This is a genomic window from Micromonospora sp. WMMD723 (genome assembly GCF_049863385.1).
GTDB lineage: Bacteria > Actinomycetota > Actinomycetes > Mycobacteriales > Micromonosporaceae > Micromonospora > Micromonospora wenchangensis.
The window spans coordinates 4,389,617-4,406,031 of record NZ_JBMKNR010000001.1 but is presented as its reverse complement, the minus strand read 5'-3'; the positions used below and the strand labels follow the sequence as shown (position 1 = coordinate 4,406,031).

Below are 16,415 nucleotides of genomic sequence, written 5' to 3'. Positions count from 1 at the left end.
CCGCCGTCGCCCCCGGTCGCCGGGAAAGGAAGCCCGGTCGCGGTGCCGACCCGCACCGGCGTTGAACCTTTTCGGCCCGCCGTCCGAACTACCAGGTGTGGCCGGAGCCGGTGTCGGCCACGGCGAGACGGATGGGGGCGGAAGATGACGACGACCCGAGGTGACGTCCGGCGGCGTCGGGGCGTGCTGGTGCTGGCGGCGGTGGCGGCCGGGGTGTTCGGCGCCCCGGGCGCGGCGCTGGCGGACGGGCTGTCGGCCAGCCCGAGCCAGGCGGTACAGGGCGACGCGGTGGAACTGACGTTCGTGGTGCCCGAGCAGCGGCCCGGCGCGCGCACCGAGAAGATCGAGTTCAGGATGCCGCCGGACGCCCCGATCGGTGAGGTGTATCCGCTGTCGGTGGACGGCTGGGCGCCCCTGATCACCTCCCGCGAACTGGAAGCGCCGGTGGCCGGCATCCACGCCCCGTCGGTGAGCACGGTGACCTCGGCGGTGGTCTGGACCCGGGGTGCCGGGCCGGCGGTGGCGGGTCCGGCCCGGCTCTCGGTGGCCATGGGGCCGCTGCCGCAGACCGACCGGATGACCTTCGAGGTGGTGCAGACCTACTCCGACGGGACGGTGGTGCGTTGGGCCGACCCGGCCGGCGGCGGGCATCCCGCCCCGACGCTGACGCTGGTGCCGCCCGCTCCCGGCGCGGCGACCGGGCACCACGGTGGCGCGGCCGACGGGACGGACGCCCAGGCTGCCCCGGCCGACGACGCCGCACCGGCCGACGACGAGGGCGGCCCCAGTGCGGACCTGCTGCTCGGCGGTGGCCTGCTGGTCGGGTTGGGCGGCGGTGCGGCGATCGGCTGGGTGGCGAGCCGGTCGCGCCGTCGGGCCGCCGCCGACGACCCGGGGGACGACGACCCGACGGCGGAGGCCGGCTCCGCCCCCGGCGAGCGGGGCTGGCGGCTCGACGGGCACGCCCCGGGCGACCACGCCGACGCCGGGCGGGTGTCGGCGCGCTGAACGCACCGGTCAGTCCAGCCAGTCCGGCAGCGGCTCCCGGGCGGCCACCCAGTCGGCGGGCACCCCGTCGGGCGTGCCGACCCCGGTGTGGCCGCCGATGATCCCGCCGACGATCGCGGCGGTGGTGTCGACGTCCCCGCCCGCCTCGACGCAGGCGCGGATGGCGGCCGGGTAGTCGGCCAGGTGGGTGGCGACCACCCAGAGGGTGAACGCGACCGTGTCCTGGGCGGTCACCCGGGCGCCGTTGCCCAGCGCCGCGACGGCCTCGTCGAGGTCGCGACCGAGCAGGCCGATCGCCCGGCGTACCCCCCGGTGCACGGCGCTGGCCGGGTCGATCGACCCGGCGACGGTGGTGAGCAGCCGGGCCACGTCGGGGCGGGGTTCCCCGTCCAGCCGGGCCCGGGCGGCAAGCGAGGCGGCGACGGCCACCGCGACCGCGCCGGCGATCCCCTCCGGGTGGGCGTGGGTAACCTCGGCGCTGACCCGGGCGCGGGACGCCGCGCGGGTGGTCGAGTCGGCGTACCAGGCGCCGAGCGGGGCGACCCGCATCGCCGCGCCGTTGCCGCAGGAGCCCTGGCCGTCGAAGGCCGACGCGGCGGCCACCGGCCACGGGGTGCCGGTGCGGATCAGCCGCAGGATGCTCACCGCGCCCGGCCCGTAGCCCCGGTAGGGCTCGGCCCGGGTGGCGAAGTCCAGCGCCAGCCGGTCGGCGTCGACGTCGCCGTGGATGGCGAGTTCGGCGAGCACCGAGCAGGCCATCTCGGTGTCGTCGGTCCACTGCCAGGGCGGCGGGGGCAGCCGGCCGGCCGCGAGGTCGTCGGGTCGCCGGCCCGGTACGAAGAACTGCGAACCGAGGGCGTCGCCGACGGACAGCCCGGCGAGGCTGTCCCGGGCCAACGCCAGCCGGGCGTCGGGAAACAGGGTGAACGGCATCGTCGTACCATTTTGCCCGGTTCGCGGATCCGCCGCAACGCGCCCGACTTGCCACGGGCAGTACGGTGCTGACGTGGCCACCGTGCTCCTGGTCGAAGACGACCACGTCGTCCGTGGCGCGATGCTGCGGTCGCTCAGTGAACGGGGGCACGCGGTGCACGCGGTCGGCACGGCGCTGGACGCGCTGCGTCGGGTCGCCGCCGAAACCCCCGATCTGGTCGTGCTCGACCTGGGCCTGCCCGACCTCGACGGCTCGGACGCGCTGCGGATGCTGCGCGGCATCACCGACGTGCCGATCATCATCGCCACCGCCCGCGACGACGAGCAGTCGGTGGTCCGCCTGCTGCGGGCCGGCGCGGACGACTACATGGTCAAACCGTTCACCGGCGCCCACCTGGACGCCCGGATCACCACCGTGCTGCGCCGGGTCGGCCGGGCCAGCCGTACCGTCGCGCCGGCCGTGCACTCCGTCGGTGGGCTGCGGGTGGACGTGGGTGAGCGCAGCGCGGTGCTCGACGGGGAGCCGCTGGCGCTCACCCGTAAGGAATTCGACCTGTTGGCGTATCTGGCGGCGCGGCCCGGCCGGGTGGTGTCCCGGCGGGAACTCTTGGAGGAGGTATGGCGCCAACCGTCGGTCGGCGAGGACCAGACCATCGACGTGCACCTGTACTGGCTGCGCCGAAAGATGGGCGAGTCCGCGGCGAAGCCGCGCTACCTGCGCACCGTGCGGGGGGTGGGGTTCCGGCTGGTGGCCCCCGACTGAGGCCGGCGCTGGCCGCGTTGACGGCCGGCATGTGCACGCTGGTCGCGTCGGCGTTCCTCGTCCCGCTCGGGTTGACCCTGCGGGAGGAGGTGCGCGAGGAGGCGCTCGCCGACGCGGCGCGACGCGGGGCACTGGTCACCGGCGCGCTCGCCGTCAGCGCCGAGCCGGCGGCGGTCCGCCGCGCGGTCGAGGCGACCGGGGACGACCCGGCGACCCGTCCGGTGGTGCACGGCCTGGCCGGGAAGCAGCCGGCCGGCCGGGCGTCGGCCGACGACCTGGAGCGGGCGCGGGCCGGGGAGCAGTCCCGGGTGGTCGACGTCGACGGCGGGTTGATCCGGCTCGACCCGGTGGTGCTCGACGGCCGGGTCGCCGTGGTCGAGGTCTTCGTGCCCGACGCCGTCCTCGACGAGGGGGCGGGCGGCACCTGGCTGCTGCTCACCGGGGTGGCCGTGGCGTTGGTCGGCGCGGCGGTGATCGTGGTGGACCGGGTCGCCGGGCGGGCGGTCGACTCCACCCGGGCCCTGGTCCGCGCCGCGCTCGCCGTGGGCGACGGTGACCTGGGGGTACGGGTCGAGCCGAGCGGCCCGCGCGAGCTGGCCGAGGCGGGCTACGCGTTCAACCGGATGGCCGACCGGTTGGTCGCCGCCCGTACCGACGAACGGGAGCTGGTGGCGGACCTGTCGCACCGGTTGCGTACCCCGCTGACGGTGCTGCGGCTCGACGCCGAGGGGCTGGACTCCGACGACACCAGCGTCGGCTCGTTCAGCGCGGCGGAGCTGGACCGGCGGCGGACGATCAGGCGCATCCGGCAGGCGATCGTCACCCTGGAGGGCGAGATCGACGTGCTGATCAAGACGACCCGCAAGGCGGTGGCGCACGAGGCCGGGCCGGCCGAGTGCGACGTCAGCGAGGTGGTCCGGGACCGGATGGTGTTCTGGGCGGCGCTGGCCGGCGACCAGAACCGCCCGCACCGGGTCAGCGGCGCCCAGTTCCGCATTCCGGTGCCGGTGCCCCGGGCCGAGCTGGCCGCCGCCCTGGACGCGGTGATCGGCAACGTCTTCCGTTACACCCCGCAGGGCACCGCGTTCGAGGTGGCCGTCTCCCGCCGGGACGGGTACGTGGCGATCCGGATCGACGACGCCGGGCCGGGCATCGCGAACCCGGACCGGGCGTTGCGGCGCGGGGCCAGTGACCAGGGCTCGACCGGGTTGGGGCTGGACATCGCGCGGCGGGTGGCGTTGCAGGCCAACGGCTCGGTCAGCCTCGACCGGGCCCGCCTGGGCGGGGCGAGCGTGGTGATGCTGCTGGCCGATCCGCAGGCGACGCCCCGGCAGGTCAACCGGTTCGGGTTGGTGGGCCGGATGGCGCGGGAGGCCCGGGAGCAGAAGGGCGGGGGCCGCCGCTGGCCCCGGCGGCGGCCCACCGACGGCTGAGCGGGCGGCGCTGACTGTGCTGTGGCGCAAGGTTTCCTTAGATCCGGATTAACGACGGCGACGCGGGGCCGGCGGGCTGACAGGATCGGGGCCGAACCCATCGGTTCCACCGGCCTGTCGCCCCTGACACCCACCGGCCGGTGGATCGGTACGCGCGGCGGGGGCACGGTCCCCCACACCAGCTCCCGCCGCGTGTACACCACTCTTCCCGGTCACCCGTGACGGTTCAGCGGGTCGCCACGAAGGCGTCGATCTCGGCGATGATCCGGGCCTGTCCGGCCGGGTCGAGGAACGACGCGGACACCGCCTCCCTGGCCAGTGCGGCGAGCCCGTCGGGGCCGGCGTCGAGCAGCCGGGCGGCGACGGCGTACTCGTCGTTGAGGGTGGTGCCGAACATCGGCGGGTCGTCGGAGTTGATGGTGACCCGCACCCCCGCGTCGACGAGTCGCCGCAGCGGGTGCTCCTCGATCCGGGCGACGGCCCGGGTCCGTACGTTGGACGTCGGGCAGACCTCAAGCGGGATGCGCCGCTCGGCCAGGTACGCCAACAGCTCCGGGTCCTGGGCGGCGGAGATGCCGTGGCCGATCCGCTCGGCGCCCAGCTCGCGCAGGGCGTCCCAGACGGTCTGCGGGCCGGTGGTCTCCCCGGCGTGCGGCACGGACCGCAGCCCGGCCGCCCGCGCCTGGTCGAAGTACGGCTTGAACTGCGGCCGGGGCACCCCGACCTCGGGGCCGCCGAGACCGAAGGCGACCAGCCCGTCGGGGCGCTCGTCGAGGCTGATCCGCAGGGTCTCCTCGGCCGCCGGCAGGCCGGCCTCGCCGGGGATGTCGAAGCACCAGCGCAGCGCGATGCCGAAGTCGGCCTCGGCACGGCGGCGGGCGTCCTCGATGGCCTCGCAGAACGCCGGTGCGGGGATGCCCCGGCGCACGTGCGAGTAGGGGGTGACGGTCAGCTCGGCGTAGCGGACCTGCTGGCGGGCCAGTTCCCGGGCCACCTCGTGGGTGAGCAGCCAGACGTCGTCGGGGTCGCGGATCAGGTCGACGACGCTGAGGTAGATCTCGATGAAGTGGGCGAAGTCGCGGAACGCGAAGTAGTCGGCGAGGGCGTCCGGGTCCGCCGGTACGGGACTGCGTCCCTCGTGCCGGGCGGCCAGTTCGGCGACGATCCGGGGGGACGCGGAGCCCACGTGGTGTACATGCAGCTCCACTTTGGGCAGTTCGGCGATGAAGGCGGACAGGTCGGTCACTGCGGCTCCTTGTGCCGGGCACCCGTACGGGCGACCACGAAGATCCGACGGAACGGGAAGTACACCTGACCCTGCCGTACCGGGTACGCGCGGGCCAACAGGTTCTCCAGCGCGGCGCGGAAACCGGCGAGGGCGGTGTCGTCCAGCACGGCCCGCACGGGGCGCAGGGCGGTGCCGTCCAACCAGGTCAGCACGGGGTGTTCGGCGTCGGCGGGGGCGGGCAGCCGGTGCAGGTAGGTGGTCTCCCAGGCGTCGACCGCGCAGCCGGCGGCGGTCAGCGCGGTGGCGTACCCGACCGGGTCGTCGACGGGGTCCTCGCGTAGCAGCGGCCGGACGGTGGCCGCCCAGCGGGGGTCTTCGGCGACCTCCCGGAGCGCCCGGTGCGAGGGGCCGGTGAAGTTGCCGGGCACCTGGAACGCCAGCCAGCCGCCGGGCGGCAGCGCGTGCGCCCAGCGGCGCAGCAGGGCCGGGTGGTCGGGCACCCACTGCAGCACGGCATTGGCGACCAGCACGTCCACGTCGGGGGTGGGCCGCCAGTCGGTGACGTCGCCGACGGTGAAGTCGACGGTGGTGTCGAGTGTCCGGGCCCGCCCGATCATCTCCGGGGAGGAGTCCAGGCCGCTGATCCGGGCGTCCGGCCAGCGTCGGGCGAGGGTCGCGGTGAGGGTGCCCGGACCGCAACCGAGGTCGACCACCGCGCGTGGCCGGTCGGCGTCGACCCGGGCCAGCAGGTCGTGGAACGGGCGGGACCGCTCGTCGTCGTAGCGCAGGTACGTGCCCGGATCCCACATGACCAACCCCCAAACCGTACGTACGTTTTGTTACAAGGTACGGCCGGCGCTGCGCCCCGGCAAGCAGGTCACTAGGCTCGACGGCATGGAACAGCGCAGCTTCGACCGGCTCGGCCGGCAGGTGGGTGTGGTCGGCCTCGGTGCCTGGCAGCTCGGCGCGGACTGGGGACAGGTCAGCGAGAGCGACGCCCTGGCCGTCCTCGCCGCCGCCGTGGAGTCCGGCGTCACCTTCCTCGACACCGCCGACGTCTACGGCGACGGCCGCAGCGAACAGCTGATCGGGCGGTTCCTGCGGGACAACCCCGGGCACGGGCTCACCGTCGCCACCAAGATGGGCCGCCGGGTCGAGCAGACGCCGCAGGCGTACACCCTGGACAACTTCCGGGCCTGGACCGACAGGTCCCGGGCCAACCTCGACGTGGACACCCTCGACCTGGTGCAGCTGCACTGCCCGCCCACCGAGGTCTTCGCCGACGACCGGGTCTTCGACGGCCTCGACACCCTCGTCGCCGAGAAGCGCATCGCCGGGTACGGCGTCAGCGTCGAGACCTGCGACCAGGCGCTCACCGCGATCGCCCGGCCGGGGGTGGCCAGCGTCCAGATCATCCTGAACGCGGTCCGGCTCAAGCCCCTCGACGAGGTGCTGCCGGCCGCCGCCGCGGCCGGCGTCGGGATCATCGCCCGGGTGCCGCTGGCCAGCGGCCTGCTCTCCGGCCGCTACGACGAGCACACCACCTTCGCCGCCGACGACCACCGCACCTACAACCGGCACGGGGAGAGCTTCGACGTCGGCGAGACCTTCTCCGGCGTCGACTTCGACCTCGGCCTGACCGTGGTGCGCCGGCTCGCCCCACTGGTCGGCGACGGGCGCACGATGGCGCAGTTCGCCCTGCGCTGGGTCATCGACCAGCCCGGGGTGACCGTGGTCATCCCCGGCGCCCGCAACCCGGAGCAGGCCCGGGGCAACGCCGCCGCGGCCGGGTCCCCCGCGCTCACCGGGGCCGAGCTGGACACCGTCCGGTCGGTCTACGACGAGCTGGTCCGCCCCCGGGTGCACGACCGGTGGTGAGCCACGCCGGCCGGGTCGTCGCGTCGGTGCCGTCCGGCCGGCATCCTGGTGACCGGGCCGGGTCGACCGGCCCACGGAGGGGGGACCGGTGAGGGGATGGCTCACGCTCACCCTGGGCCTGCTGGCCGTGGTGGTCGGCGCCGTCTGGACGGTCCAGGGCCTCGGCTACGTCGACGGCAGCCTGATGAGCGACGAGCGGCTGTGGGCCGTCGTCGGGCCGCTGCTGGTGCTGGCCGGCCTGGTGCTGCTCTGGCGTGGCCTGCGAGCCCGCCGGCTGCCCTGACCGGCCCGACGAACTGCGGGCCGGCGGCTGCCCCTGACGGGCGTGCCGGGCTGTGGCCCGGCACGCCGACGGGGGGCGGGACCGATGCGGAAGCCCCGCGTCCGGGGATGCGGAAAGCCCCGCGTCCGGAAGGACACGGGGCTTCTCGTCGATCCGGCTGGCCGGACCACCCGGGCCGGCGAATGCCGACCGACTTCGCTCAGAGGGGGCGGACCTGCTCGGCCTGCGGACCCTTCTGACCCTGGGCGATCTCGAACTCCACCCGCTGGTTCTCCTCCAGCGTGCGGTAGCCGCTGGTCTGGATGGCCGAGAAGTGGACGAACACGTCAGCACCCCCGCCGTCGACGGTGATGAAGCCGAAGCCCTTGTCAGCGTTGAACCACTTCACGGTTCCCTGCGCCATGTGTATCTCCTTCTAAAACCGGCGGCCGAGCACGCTGTGCGGCCGATTGGCCGTGTGCGGGCGGCGACGACCCGGGCGGGCCCCCCACAGCGGGAGACCGCTCCGTGCCGACACCGTCTCGCAACAGCGGGGATCAGCAAACCACGTACCCAAAAACCTTGCACAGCCTAATCGACGAAATTCTCCGACATGTGACCTGACGGATGCCCGACGCACGCTGGCCGGGTCGTCCCGACCCGGGCGAAAGGCCCCCCGTCCGTCGATGCGTACGGGGGGCCACAGGTCGTCGTCACCATCCGGTAGGACAGCCGTCGCGGCTGGTCACCGGGGTTACGGCCGGTCGGGACGGGTCAGTCGGGCCAGCGCCCGGTCAGCCGCCGGACGCCGACCGCGCCACCCCGGTCCACCGCCGCCCGGACGACCGAGAAGATCGCCCCCTGCAACGCCGCCGCCGCGAGGATCTCGCCCCAGCGGCGGTCCTCGTCGGTGGGGTTGGGCGCCTCGCCGTCCCCGGCGGTCGCCTTCCACACCTGCCGGAAGATCATTCCGGCCAGCGCGCCCGCCGCCAGTCCCAGCACCACCCCGACCGGCTTGTACGCGGTCCTGCCGATGCCCTTGCTCACCTGCGCCTCCCCCGAACGATCAACAACACCACCACGGCGGCCACCGCGCCTGCCGCTATCGTCGCCCACGGCACCGGATCGCGCCGCACCGCCACCGACGTGTCGTACGCCTGGGCCCGCGCGTGGTCGACGCTCTGGGCCGCCTGGCCGCGTACCCGGGCCACGGTCAGCGCCGCCTGCTCGCGCACCCGCTCCTTCGCCTGCTCCGCCGAGTCCTTCAGCCGGGCCTTGACGTCGGCCTTGGCGGCCAGCAGTTCCATGGTCTCGCCCAGCTCCACCCGGGTGCGCCGGATCTCCTCGCGCAGCGCCTCGGTGTCGCCGGTGCCGTTGCCGTTGCTGCCTGTCGTGCCGGTCATGCCCGTCCCCTGTCCTTCACCGCGGCGGCGACCGTGTCCACGTCCGCGCGGACGCTGCGGACCGTCGCCTCCGGCATCGGGGGGACCGCGTGGCTGACCTGCTTCTTCCCCACCAGGGCGAGCACCCCGGCGACGAGGAAGAGCACCACCGCCACGATCAGCGCCGCCGCCCACGCGGGCAGCACCAGGGCCAGCAGCAGGATCGCGGCGGTGACCAGTGCGCCGAGGCCGTACAGGGCCAGCGCCCCGCCGCCGCCGAAGAGGCCGATCCCGATCCCGGCGTGCTTGCCCTTCTGGGTCAGTTCCGCGCGGGCCAGGGCCAGCTCGTCCCGGACCAGTCGGGAGACCTGCTCGGTGGCCCGCTGCACCAGTTCGGCGGTGGACGGCTCGCTCCCGGTCCGGGACGTACGGTGGTTCGCGACGTCAGCCATGCTGTCCTCCTTTCGTCATCACCGCGCTGTATGCCCGGAGCCGCCGTCCGTCAATCCTGCGCACGGTGACCAACCACATCTGACCGCAGGTCGGGCCGGGGCGTCCGGCAAAACGCCGAAGCGGGTACGACGAGCGCCGCGACCGGCAGTCGCGGGGCTCGTCGGGGCTGGGGATGGCTCCGCCCCCGCGACCGGCGGTCACGGGGGCGGGACGGGGCTGTGGGTGGCTCAGCGGCGGGCGTCGCCCCCCGGGTCCGCCCCGACGGTGACGGCCTCGCCCCGGGCGTCCTGGTCCGGGCCGACGAACGCCTCGCTGCGGGCATCGCCGTCGTCGCTGCCGCCGAAGACCCGGGCGTCGTCGGGCAGCTCGCCCTCGGCGCGGCGGCGGACCTGACGCCGCGGCGGCACCCACTGCCACGGCAGGTTGCCGGCGCCGTCGCCCACCTCGGCGCGGGTCCGGGGCAGCGCGGTCGGCCGGTGGTCGCGGACCCAGCCGACCAGGTGCTCCCGCACCAGGCAGCGCAGGTCCCACAGGCTGCCGGCGTCGGCGGCGCTGACCAGGGCACGCACCTTGATCGCACCGCCGGTGGCGTCGGTGACCTGGAGCACGCACACCCGGCCGTCCCACAGGTCGGTGCTCTCGACCAGCCGGCGCAGCTCCTCCCGCATCGACTGCACCGGCACCGACCAGTCGAGGTGGAACTCGGCAGTGCCGAGCACCGCCGCCTCGGTCCGGGTCCAGTTCTGGAACGGGGTGCTGGTGAAGTAGGAGGTGGGCAGGATCAGTCGCCGGTCGTCCCAGATCTGGACCACCACGTAGCTGAGCGTCAGCTCCTCGATCCGGCCCCACTCCCCCTCGACCACCACCACGTCGTCGAGGCGGACGGCGTCGCTGAAGGCGAGCTGGAGGCCGGCGATGACGTTGCCGAGCAGGCTCTGCGCGGCCAGCGCGGCGACCACACCGACCACACCGGCGCTGGTGAGCACGCCCGCGCCGACGCCGCGTACCGCCGGGAAGGTCATCAGCATCACGCCGACGGCGAGCACCACGATCACCACGATGGTCAGCCGGCGCAGCAGCACCACCTGGGTGCGTACCCGCCGGACGTGCCGGTTGTCGGGCACGTCAACCCGCAGGAACCGGGCCAGCGCGGTGTCCTCCGCCACCACCAGCAGGGAGGCGACCAGCCAGGCCACCGCGGCGACCACCCCCAGCACCAGGATGTGCAGCACGGCCTGCCGCCACCCGGTGCCCACCGCGTAGCCGGTGGTCCAGCGGACCGCGAACTGGACGGCCACCACCGTGCCGGCCACCTGCAACGGCCGGTGGACGTGCGCGGTCAACTCCGTCATCAGGTGGGACCGCCGGCCGAGCCGGCGGATCAGCCGGTGTACCACCTCGACGAGCAACAGAGCGATCGCCGCCGCGGTGGCCGCGGCGGCGATCGTCTCGAGGTAGTCCTGCACGTGGTTGTCTCCCTCCGGCCGGGCTGATCGCAATCGGGCAAAGGCCCAATGGTGCCCGGCGTTTCCGGTATCGACCAGGCTCAGATCTTGCGGAACCGGGACTGGAAGAAGCAGTAGACCCCGAAGGCGGCGATGCCGAGCGCCATCAGCGCCAGGATGAACGGCCCGTACGGCTGGTCCCGCAGGGTCCGCAGCGCGGCGTCCAGGCCACGGGCCTTCTCCGGGTCGTAGTTGATCGCGGCGACCACGATCAGCAGACCGGCGACGGCGAACACCGCGCCCCGGGCGATGTAACCGGCCATGCCCAGCCGGCGGACCGTCTGCCGGGTCTTGCCGTTCATCTCGTTGGTCTTGAGGTTGCGCTCGAACTTCTTCTTGTAGCCGTAGATCACCATGCCGATGCCGACGGCGGCGAGCACCAGGCCGGCGAACCCGACCAGACCACGGCCGCCGCTGGAGGCCATCAGCTTCTCGCTGAACTGCTCCTGCTGGTCGGCGCTGTTGGAGCTGGCGTCCTGCACCACCTGGATGGAGGTCCAGGCGAGCCAGAGGAAGACGACGGTGCGGACGACCGAGGCGATCCGCTCGAAGAGACGTTCCTTGCCGCGCTTGGCGTGGTGGCCGACGGCCGCCTCCAGCGCCTGCCAGATGGCCATCGCGATCAGGCCGACGGCGATCGCGATCAGCAGGAACTTGCCCATCGGCTGGGCGCCCAGGGCACGCAGCGCCCCGTTCTGGTTGCCCTCCTCGCCGGAACCGGCGAAGGCGATCTGGAGGATGATCCAGGCGAAGAGCAGGTGGACGATCCCGTAGCCGATGAAACCGGCCCGGGCGAGGAGTTCCAGCCAGCGGCTGTCCGCGGTGCGGCTAGCGGTGGCTTCGGCGTTCCGGGTGAGTGACATGGGCCCACAATCTCCGTTCGGGAAGATCCCCAAACGTGGTGCCCGCGCCCGGCGTGCAGGTCAGCCGCCGGCGTTGCGCGACACCCGGATCTGCACCTGTTGGTCGGTGACGCTGTCCAGGGTGACCGCGAAGCCACCCACCTCGGTGGCCTGCTGGCCGATGGTCAACGAGAGCTGCTCGCCGGCGACCTCGACGGTCACCTGGTCGCCCTGCGCGCCGATCAGCTTCGCCTCGACGCCGAGGATGGAGGCGCGGGCGTCGACACCCCGGTCGAAGGTGACCGTGCAGGCGTCCAGGCCACAGTCGGTGTCGGCGCCGTCCGAGCTGCATCCGGCCAGCACGGCCACGCCGAGCGCCAGGCCGGCCAGCAGGCCGGCGGTCCGCCGGAGGGGGGTGGGGGTGGTGGCGCTTCGCTTCGTCACCCCACCAAGGGTACGAGACGCAGCCCACCCCGCCACCCGGGTGGATCTTCGGGTCGGTCCGGCGGGCTAGGGTCCGGGCATGCCGTTCGACATCACCCGTACCCGGGCCGCGTACCCCGCGCTCGCCGAGGGTTTCGCCCACTTCGACGGTGCCGGTGGCACCCAGACCCCCCGGACGGTGATCGACGCGGTGGCCGAGGCGATGCGCATCGCCGTGGGCAACCGCAGCACCGCCTTCCTGCCCGGCCGCCGGTCGCTGGAGCTGGTGGCGGGGGCCCGCACCGCGGTGGCCGACCTGCTGGGCGTCGCACCGGACGGGGTGGTGCTCGGGCCGAGCGCGACCGCGCTGACGTACACGCTGGCCCGGACGCTGGGCGCGGACTGGGGCCCCGGGGACGAGGTGGTGGTCTCCCGGCTCGACCACGACGCCAACGTGCGGCCCTGGGTGCAGGCGGCCGAGGCGGCGGGGGCGACCGTACGCTGGGCCGAGTTCGACCCGGCCACCGGTGAGCTGCCCGCCGGGCAGTACGCCGACCTGGTCGGCGCGCGGACCCGGCTGGTGGCGGTGACCGCCGGCAGCAACGCCACCGGCACCATGCCGGACGTGGCGGCGATCGCCGCGACGGCCCACGCGGCCGGCGCGCTGGTCTGCGTGGACGGGGTGCACTCGGTGCCGCACGGCCCCACCGACCTGGCCGCCACGGGTGCCGACTTCCTCGTCACCAGCGCCTACAAGTGGTCCGGGCCGCACCTGGCCGCGGTGGTGGCCGACCCGGCCCGGTGGGCGGGGCTGCGCCCGGCCAAGCTGGTCCCCTCCTCCGACGCGGTGCCCGACCGGTTCGAGGCCGGCACGCCGAGCTTCCCGCTGCTCGCCGGGGTGGCCGCCGCCGTCGACCACCTGGCCGGGCTGGACCCGACGGCCACCGGTGACCGGCGGGCCCGGGTCCGCGCCGGGCTGGCCGCCGCGCAGGATCACGAGGGGACGCTGTTCGCCCGGCTGGCCGAAGGGCTGGCCGCCCGGCCGGCGGTCGCCGTCCTGCCGGCCGGCGTGCGGCGCTGCCCGACGGTGTCGTTCCGGCTGGCCGGGTGGACGCCGGCCGGGCTGGCCGCCGCGTTGGGGGCCGCCGGGCTCTGCCTGTCCAGTGGGGACTACTACGCCTACGAGTACTTCCAGGCGCTCGGCCTGCGGGACAGCGGCGGGGCGGTACGGGCGAGCGTCTACCACTACAACACCGTCGACGAGGTGGACCGGCTGCTGGCCGAGCTGGACCGGCTGGCCGAGCAGGGGGAACCGGCGGACCGCTGAGCGGGCGGGTCAGCGGGTTCCGGTGAGCAGTTCGGCGGCGGCGCGGGCGGCGGCCCGGGTCGCGCCGTGGGTGGCCAGGTGCAGGCCGCCGGTGACCAGCTCGGGCAGGCCGAGTTCGACTATCACGGCGTCCGGCCGGGTGGCCAGCGCCCGGTCGACCGCGGCCCGCATCCACGGGTGCCGGTGCAGGTCCCGCACCACCAGCACCAGGGGCCGGCCGGCCGCCGCACCGGTCGGGTCGGCGGGCAGGTCGGCCTCGGTGAGCCGGACGGTGGTGGTGCCGGGGAGCAGGTCGGCCAGGGGTGCCCCGAGACCCCACGGGGTCTCCGCGCCGATCGCGATGTTGTGCGGTGCGGCGAACTCGACCACGTGCGCGGCGGCGGTCAGCGGCAGCCGGCCGACCGCGTCGCCGCTGACCCGCACCGCCCGCCGGGCGGCGGTCAGGCCGACCGGCGAGCCGTCGGTGGGACGCGGGGCGGGGTCGGGCCGGCCGGCGCGGGCGGCGGTGCTCCACTCGGCGAGCTGACCGACCCGCTTGGCGGCCTCGGCGAGGCGTTCCTCGGGCAGCTCACCGGCGAGCACCGCGGCCACGATCGCGTCGCGCAGGTAGCGGGCGGCGGCCTCGTCGGCGCGTTCGCCGCCGACGCAGATCGCGTCCGCCCCGGCGGCGAGGGCCCGGACGGCGGTGCCGGCGAAGCCGTACCGGTCGGCGACGGCGCGCATCTCCACCGCGTCGGTGACCACCACGCCGGAGAAGCCCAACTCCTCGCGGAGCAGGTCACCGAGGATGCGGTGGCTGAGGGTGGCCGGCAGGTCGGGGTCGAGGGCGGGGACCAGCAGGTGCCCGGTCATCACCGCCTGCACCCCGGCGGCGACGGCGGCCCGGAACGGGACCAGCTCACCGGCCTCCAGGCGGGCCCGGCTGGCCCCGATGCGGGGCAGGTCGTGGTGCGAGTCGACCCGGGTGTCGCCGTGGCCGGGGAAGTGCTTGGCGCAGGCGGCGACGCCGGCGGACTGGAGGCCGCGTACCCAGGCGGCGGTGTGCCGGGCGACCAGGTGCGGGTCGGCGCCGAAGGACCGCACGCCGATCACCGGGTTGGCCGGGTTGATGTTGACGTCGGCGTCGGGGGCGTAGTTGAGGGTGACGCCGAGGTCGGCGAGTTCGACGCCGAGGTCGCGGGCCACGTCCTCGGTGAGCGTCGGGTCGTCGACCGCGCCGAGGGCGAGGTTGCCGGGACGGGAGCTGCCCCGGCCGGACTCGATCCGGGTGACGTCGCCGGCCTCCTCGTCGATGGCCACCAGCACGTCGGGGCGTTCGGCGCGCAGCGTCGCGGTGAGCGCGGCGACCTGTTCGGGGTCGACGACGTTGCGGGCGAACAGCACCACCGCGCCGAGCCCTTCGGCCAGCCACCGGCGGACCCAGTCGGGCGGGGTGGTGCCGACGAAGCCGGGTTGCAGGACGGTGGCGGCCAGACCCGCCAGGTTGCGCTCGTTCATCCGGCCCCGGTACCCCCGTCGCGTGTCGACGGCCCGATGCCGTCGCGGTGCTGCCATGGTCACACCGGGCAAGGTAATAGTCAATAAACCTTACTGTTACTGTCTGGCGTCGGTCGGGGCGACGTGCGACAGTGCGGGCATGGACCTGCCGCTCGCCGACGCCACCTCGCCGGCCGACATCCCCGGCGTACGCCTGCTCGGCCTGGTGGTCGGCGGGTTGCTGCTGCTGGCCGCCATCCGGGCCATGTTCGGCCGCCGCTGAGTTCGGCCGCCGCCGACCGACTGATCCCCCACCCGCCTGGGTACCGCTGGCGGAGGTCGCGCCGCACCCGGCGGCGGGCCCGGCGAGGGGGCACCATGAAGATCGGCTACTTCCTGTCCAGCGAGGAGTACACCCCGGCGCAACTGCTGGAGCAGGCCCGGGCCGCCGAGCGGGCCGGTTTCCAGGCACTGTGGATCTCCGACCACTACCACCCGTGGACGGACGCCCAGGGGCAGAGCCCCTTCGTCTGGTCCGTCATCGGGGCGCTGAGCCAGGTCAGCTCGTTGCCGGTGAGCACCGCGGTGACCTGCCCGACGGTCCGCATCCACCCGGCGGTGCTGGCGCAGGCCGCGGCGACCAGCGCCGTCATGCACTCCGGCCGGTTCGTTCTCGGCGTCGGCACCGGCGAGGCGCTCAACGAACACATCTTCGGCGACGCCTGGCCGCAGACCGACGTGCGGCTGGAGATGCTGGAGGAGGCCGTGACGGTGATGCGGGAACTGTGGCGGGGCGACTTCGTCAACCACCACGGCCGGCACTACACGGTGGAACACGCCCGCGTCTACACGCTGCCCGACACACCCCCGCCGGTGTACGTCTCCGGCTTCGGGCCCAAGGCCGTCGACCTGGCCGCCCGGATCGGCGACGGCTACGTCAGCATGATGCCCGACGGCGACCTGGTCAGCCGGTTCCGGGACAACGGCGGCGGCGACAAGCCGTGCCAGGCCGGTTTCAAGACCGCGTACGCCGACACCGAGGACGAGGGCGCGCGGATCGCCTACGAGACGTGGCCCAACGCCGGGGTGCCGGGCGAGCTGTCCCAGGTGCTGCCCTCCCCCCGGCACTTCGAGCAGGCGGCCCAACTCGTCACGCCCGAGCAGGTGCGGCAGGGCTTCGTCTGCGGCAACCGCGCCGACGCCCACCTGGAGATGATCGACAGGTACGCCAAGGCCGGCTTCGACGAGGTCTACGTCGCCAACACCGGCCCGCACTGGCAGGGCCTGTTCGACCTCTACCAGCGCGAGGTGCTCCCCCACCTGAGCTGAATTCCACCGTCCACGGGTCACCGACACGCACCGCCGTCGGTGACCCGTGGTCGATCACGTGTGCGCGCCCGGTCACCGCGCCTGACCTGTGACGTACCGGCCACCGTGGGCGGTGTGCCCGATCCGGTGGGAGCGGTTTCGCCGCCGATCCACCCGGGTACCTCCGGCCCTCG

The 16,415-nt window shown here is 74.4% G+C and carries 19 protein-coding genes; 8 read left to right on the top strand and 11 right to left on the bottom strand.

Annotation, left to right across the window (positions count from 1 at the left end):
* The first annotated feature begins 144 nt into the window (after positions 1 to 144).
* On the top strand, positions 145 to 1,008 hold the full coding sequence (locus ACN261_RS19480; RefSeq protein ID WP_425851444.1) for a DUF1775 domain-containing protein: 864 nt from the start codon (positions 145 to 147) through the stop codon (positions 1,006 to 1,008).
* Between the two features lie 9 nt (positions 1,009 to 1,017).
* Here ACN261_RS19480 and ACN261_RS19475 read toward each other — a convergent pair whose 3' ends face one another.
* A complete protein-coding gene (locus tag ACN261_RS19475) occupies positions 1,018 to 1,941 on the bottom strand; it encodes an ADP-ribosylglycohydrolase family protein (RefSeq protein ID WP_425851442.1) in 924 nt (307 codons plus the stop codon).
* A gap of 73 nt (positions 1,942 to 2,014) precedes the next feature.
* On the opposite strand from ACN261_RS19475, the gene ACN261_RS19470 reads away from it, so the two are divergent.
* Together ACN261_RS19470 and ACN261_RS19465 are read left to right on the top strand one after the other, a co-directional pair.
* The gene (locus tag ACN261_RS19470; protein WP_204927653.1) at positions 2,015 to 2,704 is read left to right on the top strand and encodes a response regulator transcription factor; all 690 of its coding nucleotides are present in this window, start codon (positions 2,015 to 2,017) and stop codon (positions 2,702 to 2,704) included.
* A gap of 29 nt (positions 2,705 to 2,733) precedes the next feature.
* Positions 2,734 to 4,137, top strand: coding sequence for a HAMP domain-containing sensor histidine kinase (locus ACN261_RS19465; protein ID WP_421486740.1), 1,404 nt, complete (start codon positions 2,734 to 2,736; stop codon positions 4,135 to 4,137).
* 226 nt (positions 4,138 to 4,363) lie between these two features.
* Here ACN261_RS19465 and ACN261_RS19460 read toward each other — a convergent pair whose 3' ends face one another.
* Positions 4,364 to 5,383 (bottom strand): adenosine deaminase, encoded by a 1,020-nt coding sequence (locus ACN261_RS19460; RefSeq protein WP_421486739.1) that lies wholly within the window; start codon positions 5,381 to 5,383, stop codon positions 4,364 to 4,366.
* Complete coding sequence (locus ACN261_RS19455; RefSeq protein WP_425853627.1) at positions 5,380 to 6,174, bottom strand: trans-aconitate 2-methyltransferase; 795 nt, start codon at positions 6,172 to 6,174, stop codon at positions 5,380 to 5,382. Before ACN261_RS19455 ends, ACN261_RS19460 begins: the two co-directional genes overlap by 4 nt.
* 85 nt (positions 6,175 to 6,259) lie before the next feature.
* Between ACN261_RS19455 and ACN261_RS19450 the strand changes: the two genes are divergently transcribed.
* Together ACN261_RS19450 and ACN261_RS19445 are read left to right on the top strand one after the other, a co-directional pair.
* Complete coding sequence (locus ACN261_RS19450) at positions 6,260 to 7,243, top strand: aldo/keto reductase (RefSeq protein WP_204927726.1); 984 nt, start codon at positions 6,260 to 6,262, stop codon at positions 7,241 to 7,243.
* Positions 7,244 to 7,331: 88 nt separating this feature from the next.
* Positions 7,332 to 7,526, top strand: a complete 195-nt coding sequence (locus tag ACN261_RS19445; protein ID WP_204927656.1) for a hypothetical protein — start codon at positions 7,332 to 7,334, stop codon at positions 7,524 to 7,526.
* A gap of 199 nt (positions 7,527 to 7,725) precedes the next feature.
* Here the strand turns inward: ACN261_RS19445 and ACN261_RS19440 are convergent, their stop codons facing one another.
* From ACN261_RS19440 to ACN261_RS19410, 7 genes are all read right to left on the bottom strand, one after another.
* Positions 7,726 to 7,929, bottom strand: a complete 204-nt coding sequence (locus tag ACN261_RS19440) for a cold-shock protein (RefSeq protein ID WP_011905669.1) — start codon at positions 7,927 to 7,929, stop codon at positions 7,726 to 7,728.
* 350 nt (positions 7,930 to 8,279) lie between these two features.
* Positions 8,280 to 8,552, bottom strand: coding sequence for a DUF4235 domain-containing protein (locus ACN261_RS19435; protein ID WP_204961321.1), 273 nt, complete (start codon positions 8,550 to 8,552; stop codon positions 8,280 to 8,282).
* Positions 8,549 to 8,908, bottom strand: a complete 360-nt coding sequence (locus tag ACN261_RS19430) for a DUF3618 domain-containing protein (protein ID WP_377687554.1) — start codon at positions 8,906 to 8,908, stop codon at positions 8,549 to 8,551. Before ACN261_RS19430 ends, ACN261_RS19435 begins: the two co-directional genes overlap by 4 nt.
* Entirely contained in the window at positions 8,905 to 9,339 is a 435-nt protein-coding gene (locus tag ACN261_RS19425) for a phage holin family protein (protein WP_204927659.1), read from the bottom strand. Before ACN261_RS19425 ends, ACN261_RS19430 begins: the two co-directional genes overlap by 4 nt.
* A 228-nt stretch (positions 9,340 to 9,567) precedes the next feature.
* Entirely contained in the window at positions 9,568 to 10,806 is a 1,239-nt protein-coding gene (locus tag ACN261_RS19420; protein WP_204927660.1) for a mechanosensitive ion channel family protein, read from the bottom strand.
* A gap of 80 nt (positions 10,807 to 10,886) precedes the next feature.
* A complete protein-coding gene (locus tag ACN261_RS19415; RefSeq protein ID WP_357935593.1) occupies positions 10,887 to 11,708 on the bottom strand; it encodes a DUF1206 domain-containing protein in 822 nt (273 codons plus the stop codon).
* 60 nt (positions 11,709 to 11,768) lie between these two features.
* Positions 11,769 to 12,131: a hypothetical protein gene (locus ACN261_RS19410; RefSeq protein ID WP_204927662.1), complete on the bottom strand. Its 363-nt coding sequence runs from the start codon at positions 12,129 to 12,131 to the stop codon at positions 11,769 to 11,771.
* Between the two features lie 79 nt (positions 12,132 to 12,210).
* Between ACN261_RS19410 and ACN261_RS19405 the strand changes: the two genes are divergently transcribed.
* Positions 12,211 to 13,437: a cysteine desulfurase-like protein gene (locus ACN261_RS19405; RefSeq protein ID WP_425851436.1), complete on the top strand. Its 1,227-nt coding sequence runs from the start codon at positions 12,211 to 12,213 to the stop codon at positions 13,435 to 13,437.
* A gap of 9 nt (positions 13,438 to 13,446) precedes the next feature.
* On the opposite strand, the gene ACN261_RS19400 is transcribed toward ACN261_RS19405, so the two are convergent.
* Positions 13,447 to 14,934, bottom strand: coding sequence for a glycoside hydrolase family 3 protein (locus tag ACN261_RS19400; RefSeq protein WP_425851434.1), 1,488 nt, complete (start codon positions 14,932 to 14,934; stop codon positions 13,447 to 13,449).
* A gap of 139 nt (positions 14,935 to 15,073) precedes the next feature.
* Between ACN261_RS19400 and ACN261_RS19395 the strand changes: the two genes are divergently transcribed.
* Together ACN261_RS19395 and ACN261_RS19390 are read left to right on the top strand one after the other, a co-directional pair.
* Positions 15,074 to 15,196, top strand: a complete 123-nt coding sequence (locus ACN261_RS19395) for a hypothetical protein (protein ID WP_269756964.1) — start codon at positions 15,074 to 15,076, stop codon at positions 15,194 to 15,196.
* Between the two features lie 95 nt (positions 15,197 to 15,291).
* Positions 15,292 to 16,242, top strand: coding sequence for a TIGR03557 family F420-dependent LLM class oxidoreductase (locus ACN261_RS19390; RefSeq protein WP_425851432.1), 951 nt, complete (start codon positions 15,292 to 15,294; stop codon positions 16,240 to 16,242).
* Positions 16,243 to 16,415: the final 173 nt, after the last annotated feature.